General features: G+C 35.3%; 9 protein-coding genes. 1 reads left to right on the forward strand and 8 read right to left on the reverse strand.

What is annotated here, in order from left to right; all coding sequences use genetic code 11:
- The 7 genes from ACECE_RS26860 to ACECE_RS0206980 form a co-directional block, all read right to left on the reverse strand.
- The coding region (locus ACECE_RS26860) for a choice-of-anchor A family protein (RefSeq protein WP_010245953.1) at positions 1 to 1,376 on the reverse strand (1,376 nt) is incomplete at its 3' end.
- Positions 1,377 to 1,885: 509 nt separating this feature from the next.
- Complete coding sequence (locus ACECE_RS0206955) at positions 1,886 to 4,006, reverse strand: ATP-dependent helicase (RefSeq protein ID WP_010245955.1); 2,121 nt, start codon at positions 4,004 to 4,006, stop codon at positions 1,886 to 1,888.
- 270 nt (positions 4,007 to 4,276) lie between these two features.
- Positions 4,277 to 6,886, reverse strand: coding sequence for an ABC transporter permease subunit (locus tag ACECE_RS29180; protein WP_010245957.1), 2,610 nt, complete (start codon positions 6,884 to 6,886; stop codon positions 4,277 to 4,279).
- A 47-nt stretch (positions 6,887 to 6,933) separates the two neighbouring features.
- Positions 6,934 to 7,749 (reverse strand): carbohydrate ABC transporter permease, encoded by an 816-nt coding sequence (locus ACECE_RS26870; protein WP_010245959.1) that lies wholly within the window; start codon positions 7,747 to 7,749, stop codon positions 6,934 to 6,936.
- Positions 7,750 to 7,859: 110 nt separating this feature from the next.
- Entirely contained in the window at positions 7,860 to 9,041 is a 1,182-nt protein-coding gene (locus ACECE_RS0206970) for a hypothetical protein (protein ID WP_010245962.1), read from the reverse strand.
- Positions 9,042 to 9,179: 138 nt separating this feature from the next.
- Positions 9,180 to 10,592, reverse strand: coding sequence for a sensor histidine kinase (locus tag ACECE_RS0206975; RefSeq protein ID WP_235715920.1), 1,413 nt, complete (start codon positions 10,590 to 10,592; stop codon positions 9,180 to 9,182).
- On the reverse strand, positions 10,585 to 11,271 hold the full coding sequence (locus ACECE_RS0206980) for a response regulator transcription factor (protein WP_010245968.1): 687 nt from the start codon (positions 11,269 to 11,271) through the stop codon (positions 10,585 to 10,587). The genes ACECE_RS0206975 and ACECE_RS0206980 overlap by 8 nt, the downstream gene beginning before the upstream one ends.
- Positions 11,272 to 11,510: 239 nt before the next feature.
- Here ACECE_RS0206980 and ACECE_RS0206985 point away from each other — a divergent pair, with 239 nt between their 5' ends.
- The gene (locus tag ACECE_RS0206985; RefSeq protein ID WP_026073732.1) at positions 11,511 to 12,020 is read left to right on the forward strand and encodes a hypothetical protein; all 510 of its coding nucleotides are present in this window, start codon (positions 11,511 to 11,513) and stop codon (positions 12,018 to 12,020) included.
- A 72-nt stretch (positions 12,021 to 12,092) separates the two neighbouring features.
- On the opposite strand, the gene ACECE_RS0206990 is transcribed toward ACECE_RS0206985, so the two are convergent.
- Positions 12,093 to 13,556, reverse strand: a complete 1,464-nt coding sequence (locus ACECE_RS0206990; RefSeq protein WP_010245971.1) for a DUF4424 family protein — start codon at positions 13,554 to 13,556, stop codon at positions 12,093 to 12,095.
- Positions 13,557 to 13,640: the final 84 nt, after the last annotated feature.

Consider the following 13,640-nt stretch of genomic DNA (forward strand, 5'->3'; position numbering starts at 1 on the left):
GTCCACTTACCATCTGCTGCTACTGTTACTGTTCCGTTTGCTGGATCAGTTGCTTTCGTATATGTAAGTGTATCTCCGTCCACATCTGCTCCAACTACCGTTCCTGACACTGGTGTATCTTCTGGCGTTGTTACATTGTAGTTAGGTACAGTTGGTGCGTCATTTACTGGGAATACATCTATTATTATTGTACTTATTGCTGTTCCGCCTTTTCCATCACTTACTTCTACTGTAAAGCTGTCTGTTCCGTTGTAGTCTTTGTTCGGTGTGTATGTCCATGTTCCATCTGCATTAACTACTACTGTTCCGTTTGATGGATCACTATCTTTCGTATATGTAAGAGAATCTCCATCTATATCTGAACCATCTACCTTATCTGATATAGGAGTATCTTCGTCTGTTGATAAACTGTAACTTGGTGCAGTCGGATTATTATTTGGGGTTACTGTTGGAAGTGTACCTTTAAACAAAGAATTGTGAGCTTCCAAATGGCTACCGCTCGGACCATCACTTAGTGAATTAGCAATAAAGTTGCCCTCTACATTTCCAAATCCATTAGCAACCCAATCTGCATTTGGAGCTAAAACGGATCCTTTAATTGTTATATTGCTATTCCATAAAGAAGTAGCTTCATAAAAATTCCACAAGAAGTACTGTCCATTTTCAGTAGTTGCTGTTGATCCTTTGTAGAATATAGAATAATTTCCAAAGCCAACATTATCCCCACCTACATTTATTAAAACTGTAGATTTCTCCGGAACTACAATATTAATTTGATATATGCTATTAAGAGAAAATCCACTTCCGTCTATATTGTTTCCATTAATTGAGAAAACATTTAAAACTGGATCAGTGCCTTCTAAAACTAATTGTCCATAAGTAATCTTCGAAGTACCGTTAGTAGCATATTTAGCCCACGTTTGTGATGCATTCTGCAAAAAAGTTCTTGCTGCACCAAAATCGATTATATCTGCTCGAATTGGATTCGCCACTCCATTAGGATGAGTCATATCATATTTTATTATATTGCTTGTCGGAGAGATAATTGTATTCCCATTCAGATTTTGAGCGCTGGTAATATTCACATCCCCACCAACAATCAAATCTGCTCGTGTTGTCGACCTTTCAAGTTTGCTACCTACTGCATAATTTGAATAAGTCGCATTACCTCCAACAGCCACTCTTCCTTCTGAATCAACATTACTTTGTGTGTGGTCACCAAGAATAAATAGATTAAAACCGTTAGCAATTCCAAAATTAGTACTTTGATCATAATCTCCCAGGTAATCGGCTGCTTGAACTAGAAAAAAGTTAGCAGAAACTATATTGACTGTAATCAATAAAGTCAAAAAGATAGATAAGTATTTTCTTGTCACGATCTTATTCCCCTTTAAAATAAAAATATCTATATAATCTCATTGTCCAATTATAAGTATCTATCTGTAATATGTAAGAAATGAAGTTTTTGTAAACTTATTAGGAAATGAGTTTTATTCTCACAAACATTTTAACATAATAATATAATTTTTACTACCAATTTTTTCTTAATTTCTTCTTCTCCAACCAATCAACTCACCAAGTGCTAACTCCCATCAAAATACGTTTTGCAGCTATCTCCAAATCTTTATATACCTGCCTAATAAACCAATAATATTAGTGTCCTATAAAAAATTATCTACTATACTTTGGTAGAATAAATATTACTATTACAAACAACCCTATCTGACGGCCTAAAAATCAGTTATTTATTACCCCAATATGTGGGTAATAAACAACAAAAAAGATTTTGAGTAAAAATAAATTAGATTTTCACGTATCATATTTGGGTCAAATAAGGCTAGACCGTGAAATTATAGCCGATTTTATATTTTGAATATTCCTACCCTTAGAAAACTATTAGTCCATTGTCAATACACACTGCAAGATCCAACTTCCTGCGCACTCCTTTGAAATCGATCTCCAGAAGAATCTGCCTGCTTTTTTGCTCAAGAATGGCAATAACTATGCCTTCACCAAAGTGTTTGTGGCTAACAATCGTTCCTTCGCCTATTTCATTGATTGCATTATTATGGATAACCTGCTCCACTTCTTTGACAAAAGTCGATCTGGCTGTTTTTGATCCTGGACTTATAAGATACAGATATTCCTTCGCTCTGGTAATGCCCACGTAGAATAGCCTTCGCTCCTCCTCTAAAGCGGAATAATCATTATTTTTTCCCGCCGATTCAACAGCATTTACACCTGGAATCTCCTCCTCAGTCAAATCAACCATGAATACAACATCATACTCCAAACCTTTGGATGAATGTATTGTAGTAAGTGTAACTGCTCGTTTATAATCAATTTCTCCCAAGTTGTATGACGAGCGGTGTAGCGAAGTAGAACGCCCCGCCGGGCTTTCAAATAATATTTGCAGCTCTTCAATGCGCTCTAAAAAATCCGAGATGGTCAGGCACCCCTCAGCAATTGTTTCTAAAATTCCAAACATCCTGTACAAATATTCAAAGGACAGGCCTGTGTTTTCACAGTATTCCTTAACATAACCAATATAATTAAAACTGCGCTCAATATAATTTAACGCAAGTGAAGGATTCTTTTTCGCCAATTTTGCGAATTCAATTTTGAGTTCTGCAAGCCTGCTTTGCTGATAAGTTTTAATTTCATCACTCTTTATAATCCTATCAATAATTTGCTCCTCTAAATTACCATTCAAGGCATTTTCCAGCATAGTCTTTGAAATATATCGATTCATTTTGTAATAGATTCTCGAAAATGCTTCAACATCATGAGGATTTAGTGCAAAATTCAGAAACGCAAGGACATCAAGTACAATCCAATGACTAAAGTATGATAGCTTATTTTGTTTTACTCTAAACGAAATCCCCCTGCGGTCCAATGTATCTGCAATCACAACAGAAGATAGGTTATTGCGATATAGTACAGCCACACTCCTGCATTCTTTTACATGCAACTGAAGTTGCTCAATCAAATATTTCAACTGCTCCCGATCACCCTGAACCTGGATTATAAACGGGTCGCACTTTTCATTGTTATCAGTTTTGTGCTTTTTATCAAATCGCTGCTTATTTTCTCTTATAAATTTGCTGCTTATCTCAACAATGTTCTTTGTTGAACGATAATTATTCTCAAGTAAAAACACACTACATCCTTTGAACTCGTGCTTAATATCTAGGATGTATTTAGGCTCAGCTCCCCTGAATCCATAAATTGATTGGTCATCATCAGCAACAATAAAAAGGTTGTTATTCTGTGCGTTTACAATTAGTTTCAATATTTCGAACTGTATCTTCGACAGATCTTGTCCCTCATCCACCTGCACAAAGGAGTATTTATTTCTATAATGCGAGAGTATATCAGGACATTTCACGAGAATACTGTAAGCGTACGTAAGCATATCATCAAAATCAATAAAAAGGTTGCATCTCTTATATTCTTCATATGCTTTAAAAATAAGCGGAAAGTTTTTTGCGCTAAAATTATAATTCTCAAAATCTTTTATCATCTTGTTTTTTACGAATCCAATTTCATTGATCAAATTCTCTAATTCATCATCATTAATTTTCGAATTATTTATTTGTTGGTAAAGGCCTCTTATGATTTTTCTTTTATTTTCTTCAATCTTTTCCTCACCCTCAATCATCTTGAGCCACTTTCCCTGTCTATTCTCATAATCCCTCACAATTCGCTTGCAAAAACTGTGCATTGTTGCAAAGTGTACTTTTCCTCCAATATCTGTACCATATATCTTATTAAACCGATATTCCATTTCTGCCCGTGCTGCTTTGTTGAAAGTTAACGTAAGAATGTTTTCAGGCTTTACTCCACACTCTAAAATAAGGCATGCAATTCTTGCCGTAATTACAGTTGTCTTACCACTCCCTGGACCAGCCAGAACTAACGCATGACCATTTACATGATTCACTGCCTGCATATGCTGTTGATTCAAATTTATCTTGTATTTTTCCTTAAATTCAATTACACTCATCTGATTCTTCCACCTTTTTTCATACAAGCACTACATCACTACAAAAGCCTCAGCATTATCTATATTAGATATTGCAAAGTCAGGTTTTATTATACCCGACTTTTATCTATAATCAAATACGATAACATTAAAATACTACTGGCATTCAGTGCAGTACATCTTTAGAGAATTACCTCTTAAATTTCTTAAACAAAAAGGCTATCTCCTTAAAGATAACCTTTTACCTTCTTGCTTCTATTATAAAGCTCATACTTCCGCAGATTTATTTCACTAATCATTTTCCTGAATGACTTTCCTCATGATTACACCATACCAGGAATAATCTTCATTGAAGTATTCCGGACCAACTACACAATGAAATTTGCCATTTAAAAGCCATCTGTATGAATTTTCTGCAGAAGACGAATACTGCCTGTCAACAAGCCAAATATTTTTCTTTCCTTTGACAAAGCCCTCCAAATCAGAGCCCGCCTCACCGTTAGGCGCAAACGCTGAATAGGAACTATACCCTTTAAATCCCTGACTAAGATATAAGTAATGCTTGTTGTTGGGGAAATAATATGAGAAAGTGCCAAAAGTATGCTCATCGCTATGAACAAATATATCATCCGGAGTAATTGTGTCTTCTAAATAGTTTCTGACCTCAAACATCGGCCCGCTATATCTTAGCATATTTATCTGTCTAATAGGGTCTAAGGAAAATATCAGCAGGAGAATCACTATAAATATTGATATATCCTTGTATTTAATATTCGAAATGCCATATGCAGCTGCTAATAGGAACAACCCTACTACCGGAAAAATATACCGGTCAACAAAAATTGGTCTAACCTCTGCAGATACTTTTACAGCAACTGCAAGGGTTGTAATATAGATAAGAATTGCATACGCTGATAGCATCCCTTCCTTTTTGCGGTTTGTATATGCCTGACTTATTCCCCAAAACGCAAATCCAACAGCTATAAGGAATGAAGGTAGGATAAAATCAAACCCGTTTGCAAACTTTGCCTTAAATGGATATATCAGCGCCTGCCATATTACCCCTCTTGTAACATCAGGTATCCAAAAATCCTTAGAAACCTTTGAAATCTGTCCCACTAAAGTCATAGCCCATGGCAAAAAACCACCCATAGTAGCAATTGCCATAACCACATACTTCAAAAACTTCTTTTTCTCAAACCGTAGTATAAGGTACAATACCAGAATTACATTGGCAATAGTTACAGCAAGCAGAGCAAAATAATGCGTATAGGCAGCCCCAAGGGAAAATACTCCAAGCATTATAAAGTCCCATGTCTTACCCTTTTCTGTGCACAAATAAGCATATACTGCCGCACCTGTTACAAAAAAGGCAGCCCAGGTATACATTCTTGCCTCTTGCCCCATTGAAAGACTCATTGGCACTATAAGTACAATAACCCCAAAAATCCAGCCGGTAAAGTTGCCAAAAGCTCTTCTCACCGGACCTGCGCCAAGTACTGCAAGCATCAATATACCAAGTACTGAGAGCAATCTTAGAGAAGCTTCCGTTCTCCCAAACATAAGTGTGACAACTCTGAGCATTATAAAATACAAGGGAGGATGGCTATCTCCTGCAGTGATTTTCCAGATTTCAGGTATTGAATGAGTTGATACTGCTGCGGAATACGATTCATCAAACCAAAGGGATTCGTGCCCACTTCCGTTTGTAAGGTATATAAAACCCAATATAAGAGTCAAAGGCCACAAAATAAACCAGACAAAATTGCTGCTCCGAGCCTTTAAGTATATATTGCATAAAGCACCTGATAAAACCTTGATTTTTTTTCTAATCTCAAGTTTCAAGCATGCTGCAGATATGGCCTTCCATACTTTCAGCAACCAACTGCAAATAAACTCCAACCATTTTGCATGGCGAAAAGCGCGATCAAACCAAACACTCAGTCGGGTACTTTCTTTTTTCCTTAGAATAGACCCATCGGAAACACTTAAATCCCTCCCGAAGAACCCATACCACAGCAGCACCGCCAAAATAACAGCAAGCATTATCATAATAGTCCCAGCTGTACCAGTTCCATAAAACCAATTTCTGAAGAAGTGCCTGTACATATAGTAAGATATTGCGTCCCATTCAAAGATCCTGTAGGAATAATAGACATTAAGAATTAATCCCAGAAAAATCAGTATTGCAATAACAGGTTTCAGTAACGGAAGTGTAATATAATAAAACTTTTGAAAACGCCCCGCCCCATCAATTCCAGCGGCTTCATAACACTCTTTGCTTATATTCTGAATACCTGAGAGCAGGAAGATTGTCCATAAAGGGACATAATGCCATACTGTAATTATTATCATTACCCAGAGCACTATTTCATCTGAAAACCAGTTAATTCTATACTGTACAAGGTGCAGCCAGTCAAACATAATCTTGTTCAACAAACCATAGTCCTTATTAAAATATGTGTCCCATGCAGCCTCCAGCAAGAAGCTCGGCATAATAAAAGGAAGAAACAAGATAGTCCTTGATATCCCACTTAGCTTGAACTTTCTGTTTAAAGCTATTGCAAGCATCAAACCTATAGCAAGACACAAAATATTGACAATAACAACATACATTGCAGTATTATAAAGACTTCTTCTAAATGTCTCTTCCATTGCACCATTTGACCCTGTGGCGACAAATATATAGTTTTTCAAGCCCATAAAAGGTGCAGTAAATTTGGTAAAAAACTGTTTCCATGTAGCAGGCTTTAAGTCAAGGAAAGATACATATATAGCTTGAATCAGTGGAAACAGCTGGAAAAATAAAATACATAAAAAAGCAGGCATCAACAACAAATATGGATGTGATTTACTTTTTCTAACTTTGGACATTTTTCCAGATGTAATTCTCTCTCTCATTTTTGCACCCCTTTTATACGCTATTTAAATCTCCCAATAAAATGTAATTACTCTTTAAGTGCTCCTCCGGTTAACCCTTTCATGAAGTTCTTCTGCACAACAAAGAAAATAGCAAAAATAGGAATGCTCGAAAGCGGAGCTGCAAAAAAGCGGTTATTATCATAGCTTGGCCAAAGTGCAACCGTCTTCATGTTATCCGAGGTCATCAGTACATCAACTAAAAGTCTTTCATCCCATACAAGCATCAAAAGAAGCATTGCTGTTACAACAATTCCAGAACTTATAAGAGGTAGAAGTATTCTTGCCATTATGCCAAAAGTTGAGCACCCATCTACCCTTGCAGCCTCCTCAATCTCCACAGGTATAGAAACAATAAATCCCCTTAACATCCAGATGCTAAAGGGCAGATACATTACTGCATACATAATCGCAAGTATATAATAGCCATTATATGTGTTATAGAATTTTATTCCGGAAATGTCCTGAATTCTCTTTATCGATACCGCAAAAGGCAAGAAATATGCTATAGTAGGGATAAGAAGAGGAAATACTACAAAAATGCTGAACATATTAAGCCCGGTAAATTTATACCTGGCTAAGGCATAAGCCGCAGGCAACGCTATTGCCAATCCCAGTATTATACTCATTGAGGATAGAAAAATACTGTTTTTCAAGTAGCTCATAAAACCTTGTTGTCTAACAAACTGAGGCATTCTAAAATTGTCAGTTATAATATAATTAAAAGAAGCATTGAGCAAAGTAATGATTGGAATTATTGAAATAGCGATAAACAAAATAAGTATTCTATCAGCAATCTTGTCTGATAAGCTATCATTAGTTTTACACATTTCTTCCTTCACCATTCTATCCACTCCTCGATAACTATATACTACCAATAAGTCGATTTCAAACATGTTATGGAAACTATTTTCCCCTGTTTATACTAACCCCTATTGAAGCAATATTTCATTCCCTAGTAGTTTAATATTTTTGTCAATGCCTCCAATTGATCCATCTCTCTTTTTACAGTAAAGGAGTTCATTATAAAATACTCCGACCATTCTTCATAAGTAGATTTTATTATATTATAAGATTGACTGTACTTGATTTTTGCAGTTTTGTAATCTTTAAGCCCCTTGTAAGCCCGACCAAGATTCAGATATACTTCTGCCAGTTCATCCTGGGTACAGCTGATTTGATTTATATCATCCTTGTAAATGATATCGTTTAACAAATTCTTTCCTTCAACATACTTTTCCGCTTGTATCAAAGCTTCCGCCTTATATGTCTCCAGCTTAACCCTATACTTTTCATAGTGGGAGGGTATAATATTTAACGCTCTATTCGCCGATTCAAGTGCTTCAAGTGATCTATCCGACCTTACCAGCATTTCCGTTAAGTAATACCAGTCTAAAAAGTTTCTATCATACAACCTGTTTCTTTCCTGTAGAGCCTTGATTCTCTCTTTATGATATATGGGATACACATCTTTTGCCGGTACAAGCCCGTTATCATACCACCTTAAGACTAAAGGCGGCACATTATCATCTAACTGATCGTCGTCTTTTCTCGTTATAATAAACTCAGGCTTTCTTTCATTTTCACTCCCAGAAAGATTGGTTAAAGCCATTTCATTATATTTAATGTTACTGACTTTTTTGGGAGTACCTTTAAATGAGATAATATCCAGATTATATCCAGCCTCAAAACCCAAATTCCATCCCAATAATAGTTCAGGAATTTTATCATCAGTTATGTCTATAAACTGAGCCCAATCAAGCCCTATAATATTTATCTTATAATCCTCATGCCAAATATTCTGCCATTCACCATGCCTGTTTTTTAATACAATTGCACCGAAACCGTTACCAGATTCGTTGTCTTTATATGTAACAAGCATTTCATCCTGTCCATCACTTTCAATGTCTACAAGCTGTATAGCATCAGCTCCATTTGGATGCGTGGGATATAAAAACTTCGTCCCTTGAGGCAAGAATTTTTCTGCTATAATCTTAATATCTTCTGCACTACTGGTCGCTATCTGTGAATAATAAGGAGGCCCAATTATGCTGCCTGGTGCCGGCAATAGATCGCACCCCGTTACCATAGATAATACCAATAAGTTAAATAATATATAAAACCCCTTTAATTTCATATGAATTCTCCATTTCAGCCAGAATTCTTTGTAACTTAATTCTATAGCATTAAAAATATTAAATGGTTACCAAATGTTTAAAAAGTAAAATCAATTTTAAAGACAACCAACACCCATTTCATAAAATTTTATCCACTATTACAACTGGATTTCTTTAGACAAAGGAAGATATATCTCTACCCTTGTACCCACTCCAAATTCACTGCTAATCTCAAGCCTGCCATTATGCAGACTTATTATTTCATCACATATGGCAAGTCCTAATCCATTGCCTGAAAAAGAAGTACTAACCTTATAAAACTTTTCTTTTACCTTTGGCAAATCATCTTCAGGTATTCCAATTCCGGAATCTTCAATGCCTATTAAAACTTCATCCTCTTTAGATTGACATGATATCTTTATTCGTCCGCCTTCCTGTGTATATTTAAGTGAATTATCGAGGATATTTATCATTACCTGCTTTAATCTGTTTCTGTCAGCCTTTATTAAAGCCATATCATATTCAATCTCTAGTCCAAGATCAATTCCCTGTCTCTGCGCTCTAGGATTCATCTGGTTTCTTATTTCGCAAATAAACTCACCAACATCAATTGCTTCCATGCCTAAAGAAGCACTCTTAGAGGTAAGCTTAGAAAAGTCCAGCAGTTCATTTACCAAAAGCGCCAACCTGTCAGTTTCATTTTCAATTATCCCAAGACCTTCCTTAATCTCACCCATATCAGTAAAGCCGCCCGAGTTTAAAGTTGCAGCCCATCCCTTTATTGATGTAAGTGGCGTACGGAGTTCATGAGAAATTGATGCAATAAAATCATTTGTGAGCTTCTGATGATTTGATAGTTCCTTTGCCATGTAATTAAGGGTAATAGCCAGCTTACCCACCTCATCGTCATATCTTTTAGGAACGCGAACATCCAACTTGCCTTGCGCTATTTCCTCCGCAGCAATTGTAATTTCCTTAACCGGCTTAATTATTGTAGTGGAAAGAAAATAACTCAAAAGCAGCACAACCAGTAAAATTGCTATATCTACCAATAGAAGAACCAAACCATCCATTACCATTATCCAGTTAACTTTAGAAAGTGTCGAAATCAATCTGACAACTCCAATTACCTTATCATCTACTTTTATAGGATGTGAAACAGAAATTGCTGTATCATTTGTAAATAAAATATTACCTATGGAATTAGAAGGCTTGCCTTTTAAAGAACTCTCAACATCAGAACTGTTTACCTTATATCCAACACCCAAACCTTCTATAGAATCCGCCAGAACTATTCCATCACTATCAATAATCTGAACCTGGGAACTTGTGGTTCGCCTGATACTATCCAATAACGTTTTAGCACTTTTTTGCAAATTATCTTTTCCAGTATAAAGATTACACGAATTTGCCGCAAACATGGCTTCTCTCTCTAAAGTCATTTCTGTATTGACGTAATAATATTGTCTTAACATAAATATAAGAATTAAACTAAAAATAGTAACCGTTAACAGACTAATTATGAGATAGCTTCCTATCAACCTGCCTCTTATGCTTTTCAAACTATTCACCCTTTCTCCACAGGTAGCCGCGTCCCCATAAAGTCTCAATATACTTTGGATTGGATGGATCATCCTCTATTTTTTCTCTTATTCGTCTTATATGAACATCTACCGTCTTAGGGTCTCCTACAAAATCCTCTCCCCAAACAATATTTAGAATTTCATCTCGCGTAAATGCTTTATTTATATTGTTTATGAATACTTTCATCAAGCTGAATTCTCTCGGAGTGAAGTCTAAAAGCACATCATTTTTATATATACTTTGCGCCTCCATATCAACTCTAAATGGACCTATATGAATTTCAACACTGGAATTTTGCTTGCCTGCACGTCTCAGAATTGCCTTAATTCTAGCTACAAGCTCCATAGGACTAAATGGTTTTATTATATAATCATCTGCCCCTAATTCAAGACCTCTCACTTTGTCAAGGTCTTGTCCCCTTGCAGTAAGCATGATCACCGATAATGATGGGTAATCGCATGATATTTCCTTACAAACCTGAAATCCATCCATATCAGGAAGCATTATATCTAATAAGACCAAATCTGGCTTTTCAAATTTGACCAATCGTAAAGCCTCATGCCCTGTACCAGCTTCCAGAACTTCAAAATTATTTCTTTTCAGATTTGTAATAATAAAGCTTCTTATAGATTTCTCATCGTCTACAACTAAAATTCTCGCCCCCATAAAATACTTCCTTTCCCCAACTTAAAACAATAATTTAATTATATCAAAAACCTCGAAAGAAAATTAGTCCCAATATTACTAAAAAGTTAATATCAACATTGTAAATTGCAGAAACATATTTATGATACAAATTAAATAAAAACTTTATAATAATTAATCAGACATTCTATATGATTAAGAGTATAATATGTTAAATGCAGTAACACAAGCTATGAATTTATTATATTGGAGGAATTATAATGCAAAAAAGCAACTTTATCTGGGGATTTTTACTGATTATTTTGGGCGGACTGTTGTTGTCCTCAAACATATTCAACTTTAATTTTTTAACACCAATGCTTTTTTTACCAATACTTGTACTTGGCATAGGTCTTTCTTTTGAAGCAAGTTATTTCATAAACAGAAGAGCTCCTGGTCTTTTGGTACCCGGAGGAATTCTATCAACAATCGGACTGCTGTTCTTTTTTGAAGTCACCACCAACTGGCAATTTGCAAGCCGAACCTGGCCAATATATGTTTTATCTGTTGCTATAGGCCTCTTTCAGCTCTATCTTTTTTCCGGAAAGCCAAAGGGACTTCTAATACCAATCTTTATACTCTTAGCAGTTACAGTATCATTCTTATCAATGACTATTTTAAGCGTTTTCAACTCATTAATTAACTTCAGATTAGTAATATCCATACTCTTGATCTTATTTGGGCTCTTTATTGTAACAAAGAAAAGCACAGGTCAAAAAGAATGGAATTAATTTTACCAAGCTATGCAAAGAGCCGTCAGACTTATTTTAATGTCTTACGGCTCTTGTTTTGATTTTATAGCGTTAATCTATCATATCTTTCTTCTTTCTTAAAAATCGGTATACCAGCAGTATTATAATTAATAAAGCAACACACCCACCAATAATCAAAACTACAGTTATACCACTTAAAGGCGTGCTTGCGGAATTAGTTTCTTTGTTGTTTATATTATTTTGTGTTACCTCAGGGTCTTTAATAGTATTCTCTTCATTTTGATTCACTTTATTAGTTATATTAGGGTTATTGTCATTTTGATTTTCTGGCTCTGACGGATACTTTATTTTTTTCGTTGCTATGTTGTCTTGTGAATCCTTTACCATAAAATCAATATCATAATTAATATCCGGCAAAAAATCTACATAAAAAGATTGTTCATCCTGAAAATTAGTCAAATAATCTCCTATTGTATATACTTCGTTGTAATCCACTACTTCCTGACCGTTTTCAATATGTGAAACTTTAAGACTTGCACTTACAAAATCTCCATTTACATCTTCAAATTTACCATTTACTCTATAGGAATTACTCGTATTCTCATCCCCCTCAATTGATAAATCCTTAATTACCGGTCCCCCTTCTGGTATTACACCTTCAGGCATTTTACTCATTATATATTTTGCAATGACAGTTTTTCGGTCTGAAATATATTTATTATAATAACTTAATAACTCTTCTTGTGATAATTTATCCAACTCTTTATCCAGTTTTTTAAATGCCTCTACTTCTGCCAAAGCTTCTTTTTTATCTTCACTCATTTCTTGAAAATATTCTTCACTATAAAAATACCCGTGATACTTAACTGCAAGGTCAAAATCCGGTTCAAAGTCGCTCCTTTCCCATACAAGCGTATTTTTCCCATTAAAACGCATGCTATATGGATAAATATTTATAATCCTGTATGGTTCAATATTTCCAAGATCAAAAGTCACCTTTGCATATCCAATCGGGTCCTTCCAGAAGGCTCCAGTCTTCAATATATACCCCGCATGTACTTCTCCATTCGAATATGAGGTAAAGTTTACATTGTAAGTATTTCTAATATTCTTTTTTTCGCCTGACTCAAAGTGAACACTAAACGTATACCACGCACTATAGTAAGGAGTGCTTGAGTCCTTTAAATCTTTAGGTTTAACGCCCTTATCGGTTTTCACAGATATTTCACTGCCGCCTGAAAACGTTTTAAAGTCTTTAAGATATAAATTATCTTCCGATGTATTATCCCCATCGTTTTCCATCTTCGCAGGAAAACCCATTAATACATCTTTTTCCTCACCGGTATTCTTAAAAATAAAATTACACTCTACAAAACCTTTTTCAACATCTACCCTTATATCCTCAGATTCCATTACGATATCCGTATCTTCCATTGGATAGACACCGTCAGGCGTTCTACCAACACTGCAATCATCTGCATACACCGTCGTAATGGAAAACAGCAGCATAAAAAAAATGGTTTTTAACACTGTTAGTATTGATTTTGCTCTCATTGATCTACCTCCCGAATACTTTCCTAGTATTATTTTATTTTTCATAACCTTAAGCTTTCAAACAAAATATATAAAAAACTATAT

The organism is Acetivibrio cellulolyticus CD2 (assembly GCF_000179595.2).
In the GTDB taxonomy this organism is placed as follows: Bacteria; Bacillota; Clostridia; order Acetivibrionales; family Acetivibrionaceae; genus Acetivibrio; species Acetivibrio cellulolyticus.

What these genes read in the sequence shown, in the direction of transcription:
- ACECE_RS0206955 (WP_010245955.1), bottom strand. Translation starts at nt 4,006, where the DNA reads ATGAGTGTAATTGAATTTAAGGAAAAATACAAGATAAATTTGAATCAA.
- ACECE_RS29180 (WP_010245957.1), bottom strand. Translation starts at nt 6,886, where the DNA reads ATGAGAGAGAGAATTACATCTGGAAAAATGTCCAAAGTTAGAAAAAGT.
- ACECE_RS26870 (WP_010245959.1), bottom strand. Translation starts at nt 7,749, where the DNA reads ATGGTGAAGGAAGAAATGTGTAAAACTAATGATAGCTTATCAGACAAG.
- ACECE_RS0206970 (WP_010245962.1), bottom strand. Translation starts at nt 9,041, where the DNA reads ATGAAATTAAAGGGGTTTTATATATTATTTAACTTATTGGTATTATCT.
- ACECE_RS0206980 (WP_010245968.1), bottom strand. Translation starts at nt 11,271, where the DNA reads ATGGGGGCGAGAATTTTAGTTGTAGACGATGAGAAATCTATAAGAAGC.
- ACECE_RS0206985 (WP_026073732.1), top strand. Translation starts at nt 11,511, where the DNA reads ATGCAAAAAAGCAACTTTATCTGGGGATTTTTACTGATTATTTTGGGC.
- ACECE_RS0206990 (WP_010245971.1), bottom strand. Translation starts at nt 13,556, where the DNA reads ATGAGAGCAAAATCAATACTAACAGTGTTAAAAACCATTTTTTTTATG.